This window comes from Curtobacterium sp. WHRI 8282, from assembly GCF_040223925.2.
Taxonomy (GTDB): Bacteria; Actinomycetota; Actinomycetes; order Actinomycetales; family Microbacteriaceae; genus Curtobacterium; species Curtobacterium flaccumfaciens.
Genome location: NZ_JBEHCD020000008.1, coordinates 1 through 20,295, shown reverse-complemented (window position 1 = coordinate 20,295; position 20,295 = coordinate 1). Strand labels below are relative to the sequence as shown.

Here is a 20,295-nt window from a genome sequence, read left to right as displayed (position 1 = left end):
GGACGCCGCCGGCCTGCTGAACAAGACCTTCGGCACCGACGCCGTCAAGCGCGGCCTCCTCGTCGGCACCGCCACCATCACCGCCCAGATCAAGTAACACCCCGCACCACCACAATCGGCCCGGACCACGCAGCAGCGCGGTCCGGGCCGACTTGCGTTGCGCGCCGTCCGTCTCGGCGCACGACGGGCCGGCGGGCGGCCGCCGTCGTCACGGGCTGGGCGACACCTCACGCGCTCATGTTCGCGAGAGTTGTCGCTCAGCGCGAAATCTCGCCCCGGGACCGCACCGCCGCACCGCACCCCTCAGCGCCGCCGCCACCACCGCCGCGGCTTCGCCTCGAGCCGCGCCTGCTCCGCTGCCCGCGCGGCCGAAGCCATACGCACCTCGCGGCGCTCCCGCCAGGCGAGCACCTCGGCCTCGACATCCCGCATCGGCGTCACCACCGGCGGCCCGCCGAGCAGCTGCCGCCGGGCCTCCTTCACCCGCGCGTTGAAGTCCACGAGGACGTCGCGCACGTCGGTCTCGAGCGACAGGGCGTCGAGGGCGTCGTCGAGTTCGGCGTCCTCGGTCCGCAGCGCCAGGGCCGGCGGCGCGATGCCCCGGATGTCCTCACGCTCGATCTTCGACTTGATCCACCAGTCCGGGTCGTGCTGTCCGTCGAGGCCCGGCAGCGGCTTGCCGTGGTACGGGTTGCCCTCGAAGACCCCGCGCCGCTCGGCCTCCGCGATCTGGGCCCGGGCGTGCGCGGCGACGTCGGCGGCCTTGAGCAGCCGACGTTCCTCGCGTTCCGAGCGCACCTCGTCGGGGTCGAGCGACCCCCGCTCGATCTCCTGGTCGACGAGCTGCTGGTAGCGGTAGCGGGCGGCCCTGCGGAGCCGGTCCATCCGTGCATCGACGTCGTTCATCGTCAGGCCATGATGCCCCGCGCCCCCGAGGGGCCGTCCAGCCCGGTCAGGACTTCTCTGAGACTTCTTCGATGGTGAGCGCAGCCTGGATGAGCGCCAGGTGCGACAGCCCCTGCGGGATGTTGCCCATGAAGTCCCCGTCCACGGCGCTGAGCATCTCGCTGAACAGTCCGACGTCGTTCGCCTGCGCGACCATGTCGTCCATCAGCTGCTTCGCGTCGTCGACGCGTCCGACGCACGCGAGCGCGGCGGCGAGCCAGAACGAGCACGCCACGAAGGGGGACTCCTCGTCCTGGATGCCGGAGTACCGGTACACGAGCGGCCCGTGCTGCAGCTGCTCCTCGATGGCGCGGATCGTGGACTCCATGCGCGGTCCACGGTCGAACGCCGACATCGCGTGCAGCAGGATCGAGCAGTCGAGCGCGTCGGTGCCCGGGTACATGACGTAGTGGCCGAGCTCCTCGTTCCACCCGTTCTCGGCGACCCAGTCCTCGATGAGCTCGCGGTTCTCGATCCACTTCTCGCGCGGGCCGTCGATCATCCCCGCATCGTGCAGCTCGACCGCGGCGTCGAGCGCCTGCCAGCAGCCGATCTTGCTCGTCGTGTAGTGCTGCGCCTCCTGCAGCTCCCACATGCCCGAGTCCGGCTCCACCCAGCGGTGGCACGCGTCGTCGGCCAGGTCCTGCAGCACCGAGGCCGTCTTGCGGTCGAGCACGTTGCCGGCTCGGACGTACTGGCGCATGATCTCGAACACGTCGCCCCAGACCCCGAGCTGCAGCTGGTCACCGGCGCGGTTGCCGATCGTGACCGGTCCGATGCCGTTCCAGCCCGGGACGTCGCGCTCCTCGACGGTGTCGCTCTTCGACCCGTCGAGTCCGTAGAAGATCGGCATCGTCTCGTCGTGCTCGGCGATCGTGCGCATCACCCACGACACGGCGGCGTGCGTCTCCTCGCGCAGGCCGAAGCGGGTGAGCGCGTGCACCGTGTACGCCAGGTCGCGCACCCAGGCGAACCGGTAGTCCCAGTTCTTGCCGCCGGTGCGGTCCTCGGGCAGGCTCGTCGTCGGGGCCGCAGCGATGGCGCCGGTGGGGGCGAAGATCAGGAGCTTCAGGGCGAGGGCGCTGCGCTGGACGGCGTCCGACCAGGGGCCGTCGTAGCTGAACTCCTTCGACCAGGTCGACCAGTTCTCGATCGTGCGGTCGACCCCCTCGAGCGTGCGCTCCGGTTCGGGCAGGAAGATCGGCTCGTCGTACGTGCCGACGATGGTCAGGATCGACTTCGAGCCCTCGGCCGTCGTGAACCGCCCCGAGAACCGGGGGCCGTCGTCGTGCACCGGTTCGAAGCCCTGCTCGACGATCGCGATGGTCACGCCGTCGACGCCGATCACCGTGCCGTTCGCGGTGTCGAGTCGGCGCGGTTCCGCGGTGTTCAGGATCGTGCCGGGCACGACCGCCCACTCCATCTCGACCGAACCGTCGACCCCCTGCACGCAGCGGCCGATCTCGGCCCAGGGCAGCCGTCCGGCCACTCCGGTGACCATGGCGTCGGTCACGGTGGCGGTGCCGGACGGGGTCGTCCAGGTCGTCACGAGCACGTTCGTCCCCGGCAGGTAGGCGCGGGACACCTGCGCCTGGTCGTCCACCGGCCGCAGGGCGACGTGTCCGCCGTGCTCGGCGTCGACGATGCTCGCGAACACGGGCGGTGAGTCCATCGACGGGATCGGCAGCCAGTCGATCCGGCCGTCGAGCGCGATGAGGGCGACCGTCCGCCCGTCGCCGATCGCACCGTACGAACGGAGCGGGACGTACCCGTTCGTCCGTTCCTCGTTCTCGGTCGCGTCGGGGGTGTCTCGCGTGCGCTCGGTCATGCGTCCAGCCTGCCCCGGCCCCGGTGGCGACCATCAGGCGGACGTACCCCTCGTGGAGAACGCACGCCGGGCTTCCAACCTGTGGAGAACCGCCGGAGCACCGCCGGCGAACCGCCGGCGCACCCCGGAGCACAGCCGACACGCCCACGTGACTTGCGCATCCCGGGCGTGTCGCACTAGCGTCGTCCTCCTGCCGATCGGCAGACCGCCCGCCCCGGCACACCGGAAGGACCGCGCATGCGCGCCGTGCAGCACAACGAGGAACGCGTCGAGCTCCAGCTCGCCGCGGCCGCCGTGCTGCCCGAGCAGCAGTGGTCCCTCCGCTATCCCGCGTAGGCACGCGACGTCCCACGACGCCTCGTGCCCACCCGGCCCGGGGCGTTCGTCAGCACCGCCTCCTTCCGTCCGCCACGTCCGGCGACGACCAGGAGGCCCGGCGTACGACCGTCTCGGACCGTCACCTCGACCGTCACGAAAGCGAGACGACTCCATGAAGAAGATCAACGACCGATTGCTCAGCTGGGCCTCGATGCTCGAGGACAACACCGAGCAGCAGGCCCGCACGACCGCGCACATGCCGTTCGTGTTCCCGCACCTGGCCCTCATGCCCGACGCACACCTCGGCCTCGGGGCCACCGTCGGGTCGGTCATCCCGACCCTCGGCGCGATCATGCCGGCGGCCGTGGGCGTGGACATCGGCTGCGGCATGATCGCGGTCCGCACGCAATTCACCGCCACCGACCTGCCCGCCGACCTGCAGGGGCTGCGCGAGCAGATCGAGCGCGCGATCCCGCTGTCGGCCGGTGCGTCGAACCGGAAGATCGTGGCGACCGCCGCACCCCGGATCGCCGAGCTCGAGGCGATGGCCGAGACCGCCGGGTTCGACCCGGACGGCGTGCACGGCGGGTGGCGGAACCAGCTCGGCACCCTCGGGTCCGGCAACCACTTCATCGAGGTCTCCCTCGACGAGCAGGACCGGGTCTGGCTCTTCCTGCACTCCGGGTCGCGTGGCGTCGGCAACAAGATCGCGCAGCGGCACATCAAGGTCGCCAAGAAGGCGATGGAGCGGTGGTGGATCCAGCTGGCGGACCCGGACCTGGCGTACCTGGTCGAGGGCACGCCGGAGTTCGACCGGTACATCGCCGAGCTCCGGTGGGCCCAGCACTTCGCGCTGCTCAACCGCGAGGAGATGATGGACCGCGTCGTCCGGCAGCTGTCCGAGGCCGTCGGCACGCCCGTCGACGAGCGCGAGCGGATCAACTGCCACCACAACTTCACGCAGCGTGAGACGCACTGGGGCAAGTCCGTGTGGGTGTCGCGCAAGGGTGCGATCCAGGCGAAGGCCGGTCAGCCCGGCCTGATCCCCGGGTCGATGGGCACCGCGTCGTACGTGGTCGAGGGACTCGGCAACAAGCCCTCGCTCGAGTCGTCCCCGCACGGTGCCGGCCGGCTGTTCTCGCGGAGCGCGGCCCGGCGGACCTTCACCCACGAGCAGCTGCGCGAGGCGATGGCCGGCATCGAGTACCGCGACACCGACGCGTTCCTCGACGAGATCCCGGCGGCGTACAAGCCGATCGACCAGGTCATGGCGGACGCCGAGGACCTCGTGTCGATCCGGCACACCCTGCGGCAGGTCGTCAACGTGAAGGGCGACTGAGACGCGCCCACCGACGGACGGGAGGCCCGTGGCGGCACCGCCACGGGCCTCCCGTCCGCCACGTGGCGGACCGCACGGCCCGGCGCGCCCCGGACAGGACGGCACGCGTCGGGCACGCTGGGGCGTGATGAGCGACACGGCGGAGCACGCAGCGAAGGAAACCGGGCGACAGGTCCGGCGAGCGGCCGACAGCCGCTGGTTCGAGGTCACGGCGCGCGCCGGGTTCGTCGGCAGCGGCATCGTCCACCTGCTGATCGGGTACCTCGCGATCCTGCTCGGCATCGGCAACGCGTCCTCCGGCGGCGAGACGGACCAGTCCGGTGCGCTGCAGCAGATCGCCGCGGTCCCCGGCGGGGTGTTCCTGCTCTGGCTGATCGCCGTCGGCACGGCCGCACTCACCGTGCGCCTGATCGTCGAGGCGATCGTCGGCGGCCGTTCCGACACCACCCGGGGGTGGCTCGCCCGGCTGAAGGACGTCGCGAAGGCCGTGGTCTACGGCGTGATCGCGTACTCGGCGGCCTCGTACGCGCTCGGTGCCGGGTCGAGCTCGAGCAGCTCGTCGCAGAGTGCCGCGGCGAAGACCCTGGCGACGCCCGGAGGGGTGTTCGTGCTGCTCCTCGCCGGGGCGATCGCGGTCGCGGTCGGCATCGGCCTCGTGGTCATCGGCTGCCGCCGGTCGTTCCGCAAGCAGATCACGCGACCGTCGGGTCAGCTCGACCGCGTGGTCACCGTGCTCGGCGTCGTCGGGTACGTCGGCAAGGGGATCGCCGTGGTCATCGTGGGCGTGCTCATCGCCGTCGCGGGGCTGCAGAGCGACCCCGACCAGGCCACCGGCCTCGACGCCGCGTTCGACGCCGTGCGGAGCATGCCCGGTGGGGTGTTCGTCCTCGTCGCGATCGGCATCGGGTTCCTGGCCTTCGGCGTCTACAGCTTCTTCCGCGCGCGGTTCGCCCGCCTCTGACCCGCGGGTGCACGGACGACCGGACCGGCGCGGACCTTCGCGCTGCGCGACACCTCACGGGCCGCAGCGGGCGTGAGGTGTCGCTGAGCCCGTGAACTCGCAGCCGCAGCCGCCGCCGCGCCGCCTGAGCGGGCACGGACCGCCCCCGCGGTAGACGGGGTCGATGAGCACCAACGTCACGACCGGCCCCGCGACAGTCTTCGCCGACGCCCGAGCGGTCCTCGCCGAGAGCATCGTCTGGGACCCGTCCGCACAGCTGCTCCGATGGGCCGACATCACCCTCGGCACCCTCAACACCGCCGAGGCCGACGGCACGGCGCGGTCGAGCGTGCCGCTGCCGCCCCCGCTGGCGAGCTTCCAGCCCCGGGCCTCCGGCGGGTTCGTCGCGGCCCTCGGGGACACCGTCGTGGTGACGGACGAGCAGGGTGCCGTGGAGCGCGAGATCGCCCGCGTCATCCACAGCACCTCGGGCAACCGGTTCAACGAGGGCAAGTGCGACCCGTTCGGCCGGTTCCTGGTCGGCAGCATGAACGTGACGACCGGCGAACCCGATGCGGCGCTCTACTCGATCGAGGCCGACGGCACGACCCGGGTGCTCCGCGGCGGCTTCGGCGTGACGAACGGCATGGAGTGGTCGGAGGACGGCAGCACGATGTACGTCACCGACACCAGCGCCTCGACGGTCTTCCGCGGGTCGTACGGCCCGGACGGCGAGCTCGGCGAACTCGAGCCGTTCATCGTCGGTCAGGCGCACGACGGCCTGGTCCGCGACGACGAGGGCTGCTTCTGGAGCGCGATCTACGGCGGATCCCGCGTCGAGCGCTACGGGCCCGACGGCTCGCACCTGGAGACGGTGGAGCTCCCCGTCGCCAACCCGACGTCGGTGGCGTTCGGCGGTCCGGACATGTCGACGCTCTTCGTCGGGACGGCCCGCGAGAACCTCACCGAGCAGGACCTGGAGCAGGCGCCGCGGTCCGGTGCGGTCTTCGCGGTGCCGACGACGGTGCACGGGTTCCCCGCGAACACCTTCAGCGGCTGAGCACGTCGTCGCCGCCCGCGCGGACGGCGGCCGGGTATCCTGGGCGACCGCCCGACCGGAGGAGACCCACGTGGACGACGAACGCCAGGCACCCCGGCCGGACCCGGCCGGCGAGCTCGCCCAGGCCGAGGACGCCGACGTCACGGTGCAGGTGGACCGGGTCGCGGTCGACGGCACCTACGTCCGGGTGAGCTCGATCGGTGAGCCCGGCGGGCGGGCCTTCGTGCTGGTCGCGGGCCTGGGCATCGCGTCGACCTACTACGAGCGGCTCGCCCCGCACCTCAACGAGAACGGTCCGGTGCACGCGCTGGACCTGCCGGGGTTCGCCGGCGTCCCGCGGTTCCGCGGGAAGGTCTCGATCGAGCGCTACGCCGACGCGGTCGAGCGGGTCATCGACGACCTCGGGCTCCAGGACCCGGTCCTGGTCGGGCACTCGATGGGCACGCAGGTCGTCACCGAGGTCGCCGCCCGCCGTCCGGGGATCTCCGACCTCGTGCTCATCAGCCCGGTGGTCGACTCGTCGGCGCGCACGGTGCGGCAGTCGGCGTTCCGGTTCCTGCGGTCGACGCTGCACGAGCCCGCCGCGGTCCGGTGGCACGGCATCACGGCGTACGCGCTGTGCGGATGGCACTGGTTCCGGAAGGTCCTGCCACGGATGATCGCGTTCCCGATCGAGGAGCGCGCCGCCCACGTGCAGGCCCGCACCCTGATCGTCCGCGGTGAGCACGACGCGATGGTGCCGCGGGACTGGGTCCGCCGGCTGGCGCGGGTGTTCCCGTACGCGGTCCTCCGCGAGGTCGTCGACGGCGCACACTCGGTCATGCACGCACAGGCCGACGCGGTCGCGCGGCTCGCGGTGGCGCACGTCGACCACCGGATCCCCGACCGGGGCGTGTCGTCGCTGCAGCGGGTGCACGACGACTCGACGTCGTCGGACCTGGCGCGGCTCAGCCCGGGGGACGCCTGGTTGCTGGTCAAGTCGCGCTTCATCGAGCTGTTCGGGATGGCCCGGAACGACGACGAGACGCTCGAGGCGGCCAAGTCCGCGCACGCCGTCGCGATGGCGGACGGCGACGACCTGCCGGTCGACCCGGCGGATCGCCGGGCGGTCGTCGACGAAGTCGCGCCGGAGTCGAAGTAGCCAGCACCGTCGCAGCAGCACACCGTCGAACCAGCGGGCGTCGCGACCTGCGGGCGACCGCCTGGAGGCCCGGCGCCGGTCCGACGGACCGGCACCGGGCCTCCAGGCCGTCGCGACCACAGCGACGGGCGCGCGGTCAGGGCGTGATGCGGCCCGGCAGCATGTCGGGCGTCAGCGCGTTCGCCTCGGCGAGGACCTTGCGGGCCTCGTCGGTCTTGTCCCACACGTTCCAGAGCAGCACGCCCCGGACCGTGTCGTCGTCGTCCAGGTAGTAGACGACGCCGGTCACGGTGGGGTCCTGCCAGTCCTCGACCGTGCGGAGCTTCGAACTGACCTGCCCCACCGCCTCGTACCCCATGTCGAAGACGTCGGAGTAGAACATCGGCGTGTGGTCGTAGGTCTCGTCGGCGTCGGCCAGGTTGCGGCCGGCCTGCCGACCCTGCTGCTGGGCGTTGTCGACGTGCTCCACCCGGCGCGTGCCGAGGATCCGGTCCGGGTACTCGGCGACGTCACCGGCGGCGAACACGGAGTCGTCGTCGGTGAGCAGTGTCGAGGTCACCACGATGCCGTCGCGGACGGTGAGTCCGGCGTCGGCGGCGAGCTGCGTCGCGGGTTCGATGCCGAGTCCGGCGACGACCGCGTCGGCCTCGACCACGGAGCCGTCGTCGAGCGTCAGCCGCACGCCGTCCGCCGTCTCGGTGCCCTCGGACACCCGGCGGCCGGTGCGGAGCTCCACACCGTGGTCGACGAAGCGCTGCTGGAACGCCCGTGCCAGGTCCTCGGGGAACATCCGTCCGCCGACGACCTCGTCCGGGTCGACCAGCGTGACGCGCGCACCGTTCTGCACGATGCCCGCCGTGATCTCCTGGCCGATGTACCCGCCGCCGACGACGGCGACGTGTGCTCCGGCATCCGCGAGTTCGCGCAGCCGGCGGTAGTCCGACGCGCTGCGGTAGTCGAGCACGCGCGCCGACGGTGACAGCCCCGGCAGCCCGCGCGGCTTCCCTCCGGTCGCGAGCAGGAGCCGCTCGTACCCGTGGGTCGCGCCGTCGGCCGTCGTGACGGTCTTCGCGGCACGGTCGATCGCGGTCACCGCGGTCCCCAGGACGAACTGCGCCCCGGTCTCCTCGGTGTGCAGGTCGACCTTGTCGTCCCAGCTGAAGTCCGGGTCGGTCCAGAGCTTCTTCGACAGCGCGGGCCGTGCGTAGGGCCGGTCGACGTCCTCGCTGAGGATCCCGATCGACCCGTCGGTGTCGAGCTCGCGGATGCCGCGGGCAGCGGCGTCGGCGACCATCCCGCCGCCGACGATGAGGTAGCGAAAGTCGGTCATGACGCCTCCTGGCGGTGCTGTGGCACCACGATCAGATCGTGGCGACCGAGCCGGAGTCGACCCGGTAGTTGGCGCCGTTCACGAAGCTGGCCAGGTCGGAGCACAGGAAGGCCACGACGTTCGCGACCTCTTCCGGCTCGCCGCGGCGCTTGAGCTCCATGTACGGCCGCTCTTCTTCGAGGAAGCTGCCGATGGCCTCGTCGAACGAGGTCCCGCGCTGCTTGGCTCGCTTGTCCATCATCGCGTCGGTCATCGGCGTGTGGATGAACGCGGGGGAGACCGTGTTCACCAGCAGGCCCTCGGAGGCGTAGGAGCGCGACAGGCCCTTCGCGAACGAGAGCACCCCGGCCTTGGCGGCGCAGTAGGGCAGTTCGTCGTCGTACGGCTGCGAGGCGTCCTCGGACACCAGGTAGACGATGCGTCCCCAGCCGCCCTGGCGCAGGTCACCGATGAACTCACGGGTGATCCGCACCGGCCCCATCAGGTCGATGTCGATCGTCTCCGCCCAGCCGGCCTCGTCGATCTCGTGGAACATGCCCTGGGCGCCGGTGACGCCCGAGGACTGCACCAGGATGTCGATCTCGCCGACGGCCTCGCGCACCTTGTCGTGCAGGGCGGCGAGGCTCTCGGCACTCCGGACGTCCGCGGCGAAGGCGTGCAGCTTGCCGAGCGGTGCCTCGAGCTGGTCCGCACTGGTGTCCAGACGGCTCTGGTCGATGTCGGTGACGACCACGGTTGCACCCTCTGCCAGGAGGATGCGCGCCGTGTTCCAGCCGATGCCGGAGTCGCCGCCGAAGACGAGTGCGGTCTTGCCCTGGATACCGAGGTCCACTCGGGCCCCTACGCGTGTGCCGACGCGTCGGCGACGGCGGGCGTGGTGGCGGAGGCCAGCGGGGTGCTGGGCGCGCGGTTCTCGGCGGAGACCATCCACGCGAGCTGCTCGAGGCGCTCGATGAAGCCGTGGAGCAGGTCCGCGGTCGTCGGGTCTTCCTCGTCGACCTCGTCGTGGACGTCGCGCATGGTGCCGGTCGCCTGGTACAGCCGGAGCGTGACCTGGTCGATGGCGTCGTGCGTGGTGATCTCGCCCGAGGGGAACGCGTCGAGGTGGCTGCCCGCGGAGACGGTCGCCGAGCGGCCGTCCGGCACGAGGTACAGCGCGCGCATGCGCTCGGCGGTGTCGTCGGCGAACTCACGAGCCGCGTCGACGATCTCGTCGAGCTGCAGGTGGAGGTCGCGGAAGTTGGTGCCAAGGATGTTCCAGTGGGCCTGCTTGCCCTGCAGGTGCAGGTCGATGAGGTCCACGAGGACCGCCTGGAGGTTCTTGGCCATCTTGTCCGAAGCGTGCATGGTTGTGGCTCCTTTCGCGTCGGTGTGACCGTTCCGGTCTACGCGGTGCCCCAGTGCACGCTCTCAGTGCGCTCGGAGGCAGCGTCCCCCGGGGGCGTCCGGCGCGGTGCCGCTCAGTGCGACGGCGCGGGGTCGACCTGGTCGACGGCCTCGCGCATCTGCTCCAGGAAGCCGGCGACGATCCGGGCCTCGGACGCGGGGAGTCCCTCGGCGATCGACATCATCCGGCGGTGCATCACGCCGAGCGTGGCGCGGACCTCGTCGTCGGTCTCGGTCGTCGGCGTGATGACGAGCGCCCGTCGGTCGGTGGGGTGCGGGTCTCGGCGCACGTGGTTCGACTTGACCAGGCGGTCGATGAGGATCGTCGTCGAGGCCGACGAGATCTTGAGGTACGCGGCGAGGTCCTTCGGGCTCACGGCGGTGCCGGAGCGCTGCGCCTGCAGCAGGAAGCGCACGGCGAGCAGGTCGGTCTCGCCCATCCCCATCGAGTCGCGGGTCCGGCGGCGCATGGCCGTCTCGGCGGATCGGTACCGGCGCAGGGCGTTGAGCACCGCTACCCCGCGTTGGGTCGCGTCGTCGTCCGGGAACCAGTACCCGGACGCCTCGGTGATCTCCTGCGTCGACATGGCGTTTAGGGTAACCCGTCTCGTATCTCGGTCGTCTAGCGGACTCCCGGGTTCCGCTCCGACCGGTGCGTCCGCACCGGACGGACAGGAGGCCCGTGGCGGGGTCGCCACGGGCCTCCTGTCCGGTGGTTCGTCGCGTTACGCGGCTGCCTGCTCGTCCGTGCCGGCTGCGGCCTCGGCGAGCGCGGTGAGCGCGCCCTGCACGAGCGTCGTGACCTCGGCGTCCTCACGCGGGTGGGTCTCCGCGAAACGGACGACCGACTGCGGGATGGCGACCTTGACGTCCTCCAGGACCTTCGCACCGGCGATGCCGGCGGCCTTGCGGGCGTCGTCGTGCGCCCAGACGCCGCCGTACTGGCCGAACGCCGAGCCGATCACGGCGAGGGGCTTGCCGGACAGCGGCGAGGCGCCGAACGGACGCGAACCCCAGTCGAGCGCGTTCTTCAGGACGGCGGGGATGGTGCCGTTGTACTCGGGGGTGATCAGCAGGACGGCGTCCGCGGTGGCGACGGCGTCGCGGAAGGCGACGGCAGCGGCGGGCGGGGTGTCGCCGTCGATGTCCTCGTTGTAGAACGGCAGGTCGACGATGCCGTCGAAGGTGTGCAGCTCGATGCCCTCCGGCGCGTGGTGCGCGGCGGCCTCGGCGAGCTTGCGGTTGATGGAGTCGGCGCGCAGGCTGCCGACGAGGACGAGGACGTTCGTCATGGAGCTCCTTCTGTTGCGGGATGCTGTTGCTGGACGGAAAGGTGTCAGCGACAACCAATGCGATCGTACGGGGCGCTATTCCCAGCCCCCTGGGTACGGTGGCGGCGTGACCACGCTTCGGACCCCGGCCAGCACGCCACGAACCACCGACCCGACCTGGTGGCGCGATGCCGTCGTCTACCAGGTCTACCCACGCAGCTTCGCCGACACCGACGGCGACGGGCTCGGTGACGTCGCGGGCATCACCAGCCGGGTGCCGTACCTGGCGTCGCTCGGTGTCGACGCGCTGTGGCTCTCACCGTTCTTCCCGTCGCCGCTCGCCGACGGGGGCTACGACGTCGCCGACTACCGTGCCGTCGACCCGAAGCTCGGGTCCCTCGACGACCTCGACGCCCTGGTCCGGGCCGCCCACGAACACGACCTCAAGGTCATCGTCGACATCGTGCCGAACCACACCTCGGACCAGCACGAGTGGTTCCGGGCCGCACTGGCGTCCTCGCCGGGGTCGGCCGAGCGTGCGCGGTACGTGTTCCGCGAGGGGTCCGGCGACTCCGGGGAACTGCCGCCGAGCGACTGGGTGTCGAACTTCGGCGGCAGCGCGTGGACCCGGGTTCCGGACGGGCAGTGGTACCTGCACCTGTTCGCCCCCGAGCAGCCGGACCTCGACTGGTCGAACCCCGAGGTCCGCGCCGACTTCGAGGACACGCTGCGCTTCTGGTCCGACCGCGGTGTCGACGGGTTCCGCGTGGACGTCGCGCACGGTCTGGCGAAGGACCTGTCGACCCCGTACCGGCCCTCGAACGAGCAGGACCTGCCGCTCGACGGCTCCGACCCGCTGTACGACCGCGACGAGGTGCACGAGATCTTCGCCACCTGGCGTCGGGTGCTCGACGAGTACGAGCCGCCCCGTGCCGCGGTCGCCGAGGCCTGGGCCCCTGCCCCCCGCCGCGTCCTGTACGCCCGGCCGATGGAGCTCGGGCAGGCCTTCAACTTCGACCTGCTCGAGGCCCCGTTCGAGCCCGAGACATTCCGTCGGATCATCGAGCGGAACCTGGCCGCCTCGGAGCACTCGGGTGCCTCGAGCACCTGGGTGCTGTCGAACCACGACGTCGTGCGGCACCCCACCCGGTACGGCCTGCCGGACGGCACCGAGACCGACGCCTGGCTCATGACGGACGGCACGACGCCGGAGCTCGACCGTGCACGGGGGCTCCGCCGGGCACGCGCGGCGACGCTGCTGATGCTGGCGCTTCCGGGGTCGTCGTACGTCTACCAGGGCGAGGAGCTCGGGCTGCACGAGGCCGCCGCGATCCCGCGCGACCTGCTGCAGGACCCGAAGTGGCTCCGCACCGGGCACACCGTGAAGGGCCGGGACGGCTGCCGCGTGCCGATCCCGTGGACGCGCTCCGGGCCGTCGTTCGGCTTCGGGGACGTCGCACCCCACCTGCCGCAGCCGCAGGACTTCGGGGAGTCCTCGGTCGAGGCCGAGGACGGCGATCCCGGGTCGACCCTGTCGCTGTACCGCCGGGCGCTGGCCGCACGACGTCGGCTGCAGCAGGGGGAGGCGCTGACGTGGCTGGAGTCCGGCTCCGAGGTCGTGGCGTTCGCCCGGCACGACGGCTGGCGGTCGTTCACGAACTTCGGCACGCAGCCGGTGCCGTTGCCCGCCGGCACCGTGGTCGTCGCGTCGGGACCGCTCGACGAGGTCTCGCCCGGTGTGCTGCCCGGCGAGACGACGGTGTGGTTGGCCTGAGCGGACGGGTTCTTCCTCCACAGCCCGGAGGCCCGTGGTGGCGTTCCACAGATCGTCTCGCCGCCGCCCGGGGGTGACCTCCCGATCGCGAGCATCGGGGCATGACAGATCCCACTGCTCCAGCATCCGGTCCACGACCACTCCGGCCGCGGGTCGTCCGCCGCCTCGCTGCGGTCGGCGCCGCGCTGACCGCGCTCGGCGTGCTCGCGGCGCCCGCCGTGCTCCCGTCCGGGTCGAGCGCCGCTGCGCTCGACTTCCCCTACGTCAACGAGTTCTCCAGTGCGTCCGGCGGCACCCTGCAGGGTGACGCCGCGGTGTCCGACGGTCGCCTGCGACTCACCGACGACGTCCGGAACCAGGCCGGGGCCTGGTCGACGAACGACACGTTCCCCTCCGACACCGGGCTCGAGATCGAGTTCACCTACGCCATGTACACCGCGAAGGACGACCCCGGGGCCGACGGCCTGCTGCTGTACCTGGCCGACGGGGCCGCACCACAGGGTGTCGGGTCGTACGGTGCCGGCCTCGGGTACGCCTGCCGCAGCACCGTGACCGAGGGCGGTGGACGCCCGTGCGACCTGCCCGGGGTCCCCGGTGGGTTCGCCGCCGTCGCGATCGACCACTACGGCAACTTCTCGTCGCGCATCAACGACTCCGGTCCCGGTGCCCAGGCCGACCACGTCGTCGTCCGCGGATCGGGCGACGGGACCGAGGGCTACCGGTACGTCGCCGGCGTCGCGGCCCCCGGCGGCACGGTGACCGACGGAGCCGCACCGCGGAAGGTCCGCGTCACCCTGCTGCCCGAGGCCGAGGGCGGCCTCGCCGTGACGGTCCGGATCCAGGCCGGCGAGGCCCTGCGGACGGTACTGGACTCGGTCCCGCTGCACGGCGACGGACAGGCCCCGCTGCCGAGCACGCTCCGCCTCGGGTTCGCCGCGGCCACCGGCAGCCACGTCGACAAGCACGAGGTCGACGCGCTGCAGGTGTGGAAGCCGGCGGACCTGTCGGTCGAGCACGACCTGCCCGCGACCGTCACGGCCGGCGACCCCGTCCGCTACGACGTCACGGCTCGGAACCCCGGCCCGAACGCCGCCGATCCGAGCCCGTTGCACGTCGACGTGCCGGACGGCATCGAGGACGTCACCTGGACGTGCACCGCGGCGGCGGGCTCCGCCTGCGCGACCGCGACGGGGAGCGGTGACGTGGCGACCGACCTGTCCCTGCCCCGCGACGGTTCGGCCGTGGTGACGATCGAGGGGCGGGTCGCCACGGGCACCGAGGGGAGCATGGAGAGCGTCGCGACGATCGCCACGCCTGCGTCGTTGTCCGACACGAACGAGACGGACAACGTCTCGCGGGCGAGCACGACCGCGACGGCACCGGCGGCCGTCGCGCACGTGGAGACGGACAAGTCGGTGTCACCGTCGACCGTCGCACCCGGAGACGCGGTCGAGTACCTCGTGACCGCACGGAACCGGGGTCCGGCGGTCGCGGAGCACGTCGGGGCCGTCGACGAGCTGCCCGAGGCCGTGCGCTTCGCCGGTTCGGACGACGGGTGCACCGCCGAGGGGCAGCGCGTGACGTGCCGATCCGACGCCTCGCTCGACGTGGGGGAGACCCGGGCCTTCCGGATCCGCGCCGTGCTCGATCCGGGCTACCGGGGGGACGGATCCGACGTGGTGAACGTGGCGACCGCGACCTCGCCGACCGACCCGGACGGGGGCGACCCGTCCACCGGTGTGGCGATCGTCGTCGACCCGGACGACGACGGACCGGCGCCGAGCCCTGCGCCGACGACCGGTCCGGCACCGGACGACGGGGACGGATCGGGTGCCGGCGGTTCCGGTGGTGGCGGCCCCAGCGACGGCGACGGCCCCGGGACGGGTGCTGACCACGGGCGTGCGGGTGCGCCGGCAGCTGACCACGGCGCCACTGCGCCCGTGGGAGCTCTCGCTTACACCGGTGCCGAAGGGGTCGGCCTCGCCGCCGCGCTCGCCGCCCTGGCCGCCGCCGTCGGGTCCGTGTGCTGGTGGCTCGCCCGACGTCGTGCCCGCCGGAACGCGCCGACCGACGACCCGCAGCAGCCCTGAACGCCGCCGGGACGGCACCGGACGCGGTGCCGTCCCGGCGCACGGGTGTGCACGTCCACAGGGGGTGGAGACGCCGCCGGTCGGGCGTTCACCCCACCGGCGGTAGGATCGGATCCACGATCCGCATGCCCGAAAGAGGTCTCGTGTCCGACACCGTGGACGACGCCACCACCGTGGAAGACGCGACCCAGCGCGCGCGGTACTGGCCGATCCCGATCCTCCGGGCGGTCCCCGCAGCGGTCGTCGCGATGGTCATCACCTTCTCGACCAACCACGCCGCGGGCTACGGTCTCGTGCTGTTCGGCGGCTTCGCCCTGGTCGAGGGCCTCGTGCTCCTGTTCGCCGGGATCTCCCGACTGCCCCTCGATGGCCGTTCGCGTCGCACGACCCTGCTGCAGGCCGTCATCACCCTGCTCGCCGCGGTCGCCGCGTTCGCGTGCAACGGGTTCGGGCTGCCGGCCTTCATCACGGTCATCGTCGCGTTCGCGGTGCTGACCGGGGCCCTCGAGCTGTCGCAGGGGCTCCGTGCCCGGCGTCGCTCACCCTTCGCTCGCGACTGGACCACGATCGGCGGCCTCACGCTGCTGCTCGCGGTCGCCTTCCTCGTCACGCCGCCCGACTACTCCCAGCAGCTCGGTGGCGTGGAGCAGGTCACCGGCACCCTCGACGCCTCGATCGTGCTCGTCGGCCTGCTCGGCGCGTACCTCGCCATCACGGCCGTCTTCCACGTGATCGCCGGCCTCTCGCACAAGTGGGGCACGGCCACGCCGGCCGTCGCCCCGGACGGAGCACCACACGCATGACCACCCCCAGCCGTCGTGACCGTCTGCGCCCGGTCGAGCTCCTCGGGATCTCCGCGATCGTCGCGGTGTTCACCGGGCTCGTCGTGCTGTTCTCGACGCGGGAACTGCAGCTGGCCGTGATCTTCCTCGGCGTCGCGTTCATCGTGGTCGTCGTCGTGCTCGCGATGCTGCAGCTCGCCTCGTCGAGCGAGCAGGACGACAACGACATGCTCGGCGGGCACAAGACGCCGGGCGAGGGCGACGGCGACGACTTCCACTGACGGCTGACCCAGCGGCGACCGCGTCCTGACGCCGGACACGCCCGAGGTCACGAATCAGGAGCGGTCCTGTCAGGATCGCGGGTCCTGCCGACACCTCTGGGTGAAGGAGGTGGGATGTGGACGTGACGACCGGCACCGACACGGACGAAGGACTCGTCCGTGCGATGGCACAGGGGGACACCGGAGCGCTCGCACGAGCGTTCGACCGGTACGCCGCCACCCTCACCCGCTACGCCTGGGCACTCGTGGACAACCGCTCCGACGTCGAGGAGATCGTGCAGGACGCGTTCCTCACGCTCTGGCAGCGGGCGGCGACCCTCGAGCTGCCGGCGGACACCGTGCTGCCGTGGCTGCTCGTCGTCTGCCGCAACCACGCCTTCAACACCGGCCGCAAGCAGGCCCGTCGTCGCGCGGACGAACTCCCCGAGCACCTCGCCTCGCCCGCCGACCACGACGAGGCCCGCGAGACCCTGCGCTGGGTCCGTGCCGAGATCGCCGCGCTCCCCGACCTCGACCGCCGCATCTGCGAGCTCTGCCTCCTCGAGGGGTCCTCCTACGCCGAAGCCGCTGAGCTCCTCGGGCTCACGGTCGGCGCGGTCACCCAGCGGGTCTCCCGCAACCGACGTCGACTCAAGAAGGCGGTGATGCACGATGAACACTGAACCTCCCCAGGGAGACGAGCTGCAGCGCATGCTCGTCTCGATGAAGCAGAACGTCCTCGAACGCGCCACGCCCCGCCCGAAGCGACGTCGTGGTCGCTCGGGCGTCGTGGTCGGCGTCGTCGCCCTGCTGGCACTCGGCACCGCGACCGGTGCCGTCGCGCTGACCCTGTCGCAGCAGAACGCCGACCCGGTCGCCGCTCCCACCCAGACCCAGCAGCCCGAGCCGTCGCCGTCCGCGACGACGCCGAGCTCCGCCCCGATCACGGGCGCCCCGACCCCGAAGCCCACCCCGACCCCGCGCAACACCGTCGCCACGATCCCCACGAGCTGCCGCTCGATCGTGCCCGCGTCGGAGTACTCGCGGTTGTTCGGAGATGCGTCGGTGACCGAGAAGGACACCCAAGACCCCGACACCGTGGACGTCGTCTCGGCGTCGATCAGCTGCGTGTGGCAGAAGCCGGATGCGGACAGCTCGTTCCTGTCCGTCTCGATCCACACCGCGAGCGCCGAGCACGTCCAGTACCAGATCGACTCGTTCGGCGACGAGGCTGGCGGCACCTGCACGGAGCGACCGGACGGCACGCTGTGCCAGCTCCGAGCGACCCTCGACGACGGCGCCGCCAAGGCGTACACCCTGTACGTCCGCGGCGACAGCTACGTCGTCGTCGACCAAATCGGCTTCCCGACGAACGGTCTGCTGAACGCCGTCATCGGGGAGATCTGGGGGGACTGACGGCCCGGAGGCACGGGGCGGACCCGACCCGTGCCTCCAGTCCGTCGGTGGTCAGATCGTGAGCAGGAACGGTCGCCTCGCGCACCGTGACGCGACCGTTCCTGCTCACGGAGCACACCGACCACGCCCCGCGTCACCCCACCCGCGCCGCCACGATGTCGCGCGCCAGCGTCCGGACCGCACGGCTCGGTTCCGGGGACGTCCGGACCGCCAGACCGATGCGGAGCGGCTCGACCTCGTCCTCCAGGTCGAGCACCGCCCCGTCGTACCGCACCCCCGAGTCCGGCACGACCCCGACGCCGAGCCCGGCCGAGGCGAACCGGATCACGGCGGGCATGTCGTTCATCTCCGCGACGATGCGCCGCCGGATGCCGAGCCGCTCGAGTGCCCCGTCGAGGATGATCCGGTTGCCGAACCCGTGCGCCGTGTCGACGAAGGGTTCATCGGCGAGTTCGGCGAGCGACACCGACGACCGGCCGGCGAGCGGGTGGTCCGACGCGGTGAACACCCGGAACGGCATCTCCCGCAACGGCTCCACGACGACGCCGGCGGGCACGGTGGGCAGGCCCGTGTAGGCGATGTCGAGCCGCCCGGCGACCAGGTCCTGCACGAGCCCGGTCGTCCCCGACGGCGAGGTCATCAGCTCCACCGCGACGAGCGGGTGCTGCCGTCGGAACCGCTGCAGCACGCCCGTCAGGTCGACGATGTCCATGCTCGTGAAGATGCCGAGCCGCACCCGCCCCCGCAGGTCGGCGTCGTCGGCGGTGGCCAGGTCGCGCATCCGGTCGAGGGACTCGAGCACCGCGCGGGCGTGGGGGAGCAGGTCCTCGCCGGCCGGGGTCAGGACGAGCTGTCGGCCGGTGCGGTCGAAGAGCCGCACCCCGAAGCTGCGCTCGAGCGAGGCGATGCCCGCGGACACCGTGGACTGCGCCGCCCAGAGTCGTTCGGCCGCGCGGGTGACGCTGCCCTCGGCGGCGACGGTAACGAACTGTTCGAGCAGTCGGGTCTCCATTGTCCGAGTATCGATCAGATCGATCGTGCACATCAAGCGCATCCGTTGGACTCGATGCACCCCGAGCGCGATCATCGGAGCATGTCAACCGTCACCGACACCCCGACGGGCACCGTCCCCGCCACCACCGCCGCTCCCGCATCCGCGAGCGACCGTGTCGTCGCCCCGCGCGGACGCCGTGTCCACACCCGTCGGCGCCACGGTTTCGGCTTCTGGGTCGTCGCCTTCGCGTTCCTCGCGGTGATGGCCTTCGCGACCGTCCCCGCGCCCCTCTACGTCATCTACCAGGCCCGCGACGGGTTCCCGACCTTCACCACGACTGTGATCTTCGCGGCGTACGGGGTCGGGGTCGTCGGGTCGCTGTACCTGGCGGGACACCTGAGCGACGTGCACGGGCGGCGCCCGCTCATCCTGGTGTCCATCGCCCTCGAGCTGGTCGCTGCCGTGCTGTTCCTGCTCTGGAACGACGTCACCGGCCTCATCGTCGCCCGGCTCGTGACCGGCCTCGGTGTCGGGACGCTGACGGCGACCGCGACGGCGCACCTCGGTGAGCTCCGGGTCCGTGCGACCGGGTCGAGCGACTCCGCGAAGGGGGCGAGCGTCGCCGCCGGGGCGGTGAACCTCGGCGGGCTGTCGCTCGGCGCCCTGGTCGGTGGAGCGCTCGCCGAGTTCGTCGGGCAGCCGCTCATGGTCCCGTACGTGGTGTTCGTGATCGCGCTGGCCATCGCGTTCGTGCTGGTGCTGGCCGCACCGGAGACCGTCGGCCGCCCCGAGCAGCCCGTGGCCTACCGCCCGCAGCGCATGCAGGCTCCCGAGGGCCAGGGAGCTGCGTTCTGGGCAGCCGGTGCAGCAGCGTTCGCGGCACTCGCCGTGCAGGGCCTCTTCACGTCGGTCGCGCCGAGCTTCCTCGGCACCACCTTCCACGTCACCGACCGCCTGGCCGCCGGGGCCACGACCTTCGGGGTCTTCGCCGCGAGCGCGCTCTCGCAGATCGTCTTCGCCCGGCTGTCGCAGCGTGCGCAGATCCGGCTCGGCATGGTGCTGCTGGTCGTCGGGCTGGTCGTCCTCGCCGTCGCCGCGGTCCTGCTGCAGGTCGCCGGGTTCATCGGCGGCGGGGTCGTCGCGGGCGCCGGGGTCGGCCTGCTGTTCCGCGCCGCGATCGGCAGCGCCGCAGCACTGGTCGGGCCGGAGCGTCGGGGCGGCGTGCTCGCCGCCACGTTCCTCATCGCCTACGCCGGACTCACCGTGCCGGTCGTGGCCGTCGGGGCGGCGCTGCTGGTGATCCCGACGCTCCCCGTCCTGATCGGGTACGTCGTGCTCGTCGCCGTCCTGGCCGTCGTCGCCGGCACCCGGCTGGCCGCGCGCGCCTGACGCGCCACGGGCCTGGCGTCCGCCCGTCGCCT

Annotated in this window: 19 protein-coding genes; 11 read left to right on the top strand and 8 right to left on the bottom strand. The window is 72.0% G+C overall.

Annotated features, from left to right (window positions below):
- Window positions 1–303 precede the first annotated feature (303 nt).
- Together ABRP24_RS17525 and ABRP24_RS17520 are read right to left on the bottom strand one after the other, a co-directional pair.
- Window positions 304–906, bottom strand: coding sequence for a DUF1992 domain-containing protein (locus ABRP24_RS17525; protein WP_027464989.1), 603 nt, complete (start codon window positions 904–906; stop codon window positions 304–306).
- 46 nt (window positions 907–952) lie between these two features.
- Window positions 953–2,773 carry a glycoside hydrolase family 15 protein gene (locus ABRP24_RS17520; RefSeq protein WP_176708062.1) on the bottom strand — a complete coding sequence of 607 codons (1,821 nt, stop codon included), beginning with the start codon at window positions 2,771–2,773 and terminating at the stop codon, window positions 953–955.
- Between the two features lie 490 nt (window positions 2,774–3,263).
- On the opposite strand from ABRP24_RS17520, the gene ABRP24_RS17515 reads away from it, so the two are divergent.
- The 4 genes from ABRP24_RS17515 to ABRP24_RS17500 all read left to right on the top strand — a co-directional run bounded on the left by ABRP24_RS17515 (window position 3,264) and on the right by ABRP24_RS17500 (window position 7,571).
- Entirely contained in the window at window positions 3,264–4,430 is a 1,167-nt protein-coding gene (locus ABRP24_RS17515) for an RtcB family protein (RefSeq protein WP_349847312.1), read from the top strand.
- Window positions 4,431–4,557: 127 nt separating this feature from the next.
- Window positions 4,558–5,391, top strand: coding sequence for a DUF1206 domain-containing protein (locus tag ABRP24_RS17510; RefSeq protein WP_027464986.1), 834 nt, complete (start codon window positions 4,558–4,560; stop codon window positions 5,389–5,391).
- 163 nt (window positions 5,392–5,554) lie between these two features.
- On the top strand, window positions 5,555–6,430 hold the full coding sequence (locus ABRP24_RS17505) for an SMP-30/gluconolactonase/LRE family protein (RefSeq protein ID WP_349847310.1): 876 nt from the start codon (window positions 5,555–5,557) through the stop codon (window positions 6,428–6,430).
- Between the two features lie 70 nt (window positions 6,431–6,500).
- Window positions 6,501–7,571 carry an alpha/beta fold hydrolase gene (locus ABRP24_RS17500; protein ID WP_349847308.1) on the top strand — a complete coding sequence of 357 codons (1,071 nt, stop codon included), beginning with the start codon at window positions 6,501–6,503 and terminating at the stop codon, window positions 7,569–7,571.
- 136 nt (window positions 7,572–7,707) lie between these two features.
- On the opposite strand, the gene ABRP24_RS17495 is transcribed toward ABRP24_RS17500, so the two are convergent.
- The 5 genes from ABRP24_RS17495 to ABRP24_RS17475 all read right to left on the bottom strand — a co-directional run bounded on the left by ABRP24_RS17495 (window position 7,708) and on the right by ABRP24_RS17475 (window position 11,579).
- Complete coding sequence (locus ABRP24_RS17495) at window positions 7,708–8,901, bottom strand: NAD(P)/FAD-dependent oxidoreductase (RefSeq protein WP_110864985.1); 1,194 nt, start codon at window positions 8,899–8,901, stop codon at window positions 7,708–7,710.
- Window positions 8,902–8,932: 31 nt separating this feature from the next.
- Complete coding sequence (locus ABRP24_RS17490; RefSeq protein WP_071246288.1) at window positions 8,933–9,733, bottom strand: SDR family NAD(P)-dependent oxidoreductase; 801 nt, start codon at window positions 9,731–9,733, stop codon at window positions 8,933–8,935.
- Between the two features lie 8 nt (window positions 9,734–9,741).
- A complete protein-coding gene (locus ABRP24_RS17485) occupies window positions 9,742–10,248 on the bottom strand; it encodes a Dps family protein (RefSeq protein WP_017886495.1) in 507 nt (168 codons plus the stop codon).
- A gap of 113 nt (window positions 10,249–10,361) precedes the next feature.
- Complete coding sequence (locus tag ABRP24_RS17480) at window positions 10,362–10,874, bottom strand: MarR family winged helix-turn-helix transcriptional regulator (RefSeq protein ID WP_027464983.1); 513 nt, start codon at window positions 10,872–10,874, stop codon at window positions 10,362–10,364.
- Between the two features lie 138 nt (window positions 10,875–11,012).
- A complete protein-coding gene (locus ABRP24_RS17475) occupies window positions 11,013–11,579 on the bottom strand; it encodes an NADPH-dependent FMN reductase (protein WP_027464982.1) in 567 nt (188 codons plus the stop codon).
- Between the two features lie 106 nt (window positions 11,580–11,685).
- On the opposite strand from ABRP24_RS17475, the gene ABRP24_RS17470 reads away from it, so the two are divergent.
- The 6 genes from ABRP24_RS17470 (at window position 11,686) to ABRP24_RS17445 (ending at window position 17,880) form a co-directional block, all read left to right on the top strand.
- Window positions 11,686–13,332 carry a glycoside hydrolase family 13 protein gene (locus ABRP24_RS17470; protein ID WP_349847305.1) on the top strand — a complete coding sequence of 549 codons (1,647 nt, stop codon included), beginning with the start codon at window positions 11,686–11,688 and terminating at the stop codon, window positions 13,330–13,332.
- A 101-nt stretch (window positions 13,333–13,433) separates the two neighbouring features.
- The gene (locus ABRP24_RS17465) at window positions 13,434–15,422 is read left to right on the top strand and encodes a hypothetical protein (RefSeq protein WP_349847303.1); all 1,989 of its coding nucleotides are present in this window, start codon (window positions 13,434–13,436) and stop codon (window positions 15,420–15,422) included.
- A gap of 143 nt (window positions 15,423–15,565) precedes the next feature.
- Window positions 15,566–16,225: a DUF308 domain-containing protein gene (locus ABRP24_RS17460; protein WP_051596596.1), complete on the top strand. Its 660-nt coding sequence runs from the start codon at window positions 15,566–15,568 to the stop codon at window positions 16,223–16,225.
- Entirely contained in the window at window positions 16,222–16,485 is a 264-nt protein-coding gene (locus tag ABRP24_RS17455) for a hypothetical protein (protein WP_027464979.1), read from the top strand. The genes ABRP24_RS17460 and ABRP24_RS17455 overlap by 4 nt, the downstream gene beginning before the upstream one ends.
- Before the next feature lie 122 nt (window positions 16,486–16,607).
- Window positions 16,608–17,147, top strand: coding sequence for an RNA polymerase sigma factor (locus ABRP24_RS17450; protein WP_301629189.1), 540 nt, complete (start codon window positions 16,608–16,610; stop codon window positions 17,145–17,147).
- Window positions 17,137–17,880 (top strand): hypothetical protein, encoded by a 744-nt coding sequence (locus tag ABRP24_RS17445; RefSeq protein ID WP_349847300.1) that lies wholly within the window; start codon window positions 17,137–17,139, stop codon window positions 17,878–17,880. The genes ABRP24_RS17450 and ABRP24_RS17445 overlap by 11 nt, the downstream gene beginning before the upstream one ends.
- Before the next feature lie 133 nt (window positions 17,881–18,013).
- On the opposite strand, the gene ABRP24_RS17440 is transcribed toward ABRP24_RS17445, so the two are convergent.
- On the bottom strand, window positions 18,014–18,892 hold the full coding sequence (locus tag ABRP24_RS17440; protein ID WP_027464977.1) for a LysR family transcriptional regulator: 879 nt from the start codon (window positions 18,890–18,892) through the stop codon (window positions 18,014–18,016).
- A gap of 81 nt (window positions 18,893–18,973) precedes the next feature.
- Here ABRP24_RS17440 and ABRP24_RS17435 point away from each other — a divergent pair, with 81 nt between their 5' ends.
- A complete protein-coding gene (locus tag ABRP24_RS17435; RefSeq protein WP_111056685.1) occupies window positions 18,974–20,263 on the top strand; it encodes an MFS transporter in 1,290 nt (429 codons plus the stop codon).
- Window positions 20,264–20,295: the final 32 nt, after the last annotated feature.

What these genes read in the sequence shown, in the direction of transcription:
- ABRP24_RS17525 (WP_027464989.1), bottom strand. Translation starts at nt 906, where the DNA reads ATGAACGACGTCGATGCACGGATGGACCGGCTCCGCAGGGCCGCCCGC.
- ABRP24_RS17520 (WP_176708062.1), bottom strand. Translation starts at nt 2,773, where the DNA reads ATGACCGAGCGCACGCGAGACACCCCCGACGCGACCGAGAACGAGGAA.
- ABRP24_RS17515 (WP_349847312.1), top strand. Translation starts at nt 3,264, where the DNA reads ATGAAGAAGATCAACGACCGATTGCTCAGCTGGGCCTCGATGCTCGAG.
- ABRP24_RS17510 (WP_027464986.1), top strand. Translation starts at nt 4,558, where the DNA reads ATGAGCGACACGGCGGAGCACGCAGCGAAGGAAACCGGGCGACAGGTC.
- ABRP24_RS17505 (WP_349847310.1), top strand. Translation starts at nt 5,555, where the DNA reads ATGAGCACCAACGTCACGACCGGCCCCGCGACAGTCTTCGCCGACGCC.
- ABRP24_RS17495 (WP_110864985.1), bottom strand. Translation starts at nt 8,901, where the DNA reads ATGACCGACTTTCGCTACCTCATCGTCGGCGGCGGGATGGTCGCCGAC.
- ABRP24_RS17485 (WP_017886495.1), bottom strand. Translation starts at nt 10,248, where the DNA reads ATGCACGCTTCGGACAAGATGGCCAAGAACCTCCAGGCGGTCCTCGTG.
- ABRP24_RS17480 (WP_027464983.1), bottom strand. Translation starts at nt 10,874, where the DNA reads ATGTCGACGCAGGAGATCACCGAGGCGTCCGGGTACTGGTTCCCGGAC.
- ABRP24_RS17475 (WP_027464982.1), bottom strand. Translation starts at nt 11,579, where the DNA reads ATGACGAACGTCCTCGTCCTCGTCGGCAGCCTGCGCGCCGACTCCATC.
- ABRP24_RS17465 (WP_349847303.1), top strand. Translation starts at nt 13,434, where the DNA reads ATGACAGATCCCACTGCTCCAGCATCCGGTCCACGACCACTCCGGCCG.
- ABRP24_RS17455 (WP_027464979.1), top strand. Translation starts at nt 16,222, where the DNA reads ATGACCACCCCCAGCCGTCGTGACCGTCTGCGCCCGGTCGAGCTCCTC.
- ABRP24_RS17445 (WP_349847300.1), top strand. Translation starts at nt 17,137, where the DNA reads ATGAACACTGAACCTCCCCAGGGAGACGAGCTGCAGCGCATGCTCGTC.
- ABRP24_RS17440 (WP_027464977.1), bottom strand. Translation starts at nt 18,892, where the DNA reads ATGGAGACCCGACTGCTCGAACAGTTCGTTACCGTCGCCGCCGAGGGC.
- ABRP24_RS17435 (WP_111056685.1), top strand. Translation starts at nt 18,974, where the DNA reads ATGTCAACCGTCACCGACACCCCGACGGGCACCGTCCCCGCCACCACC.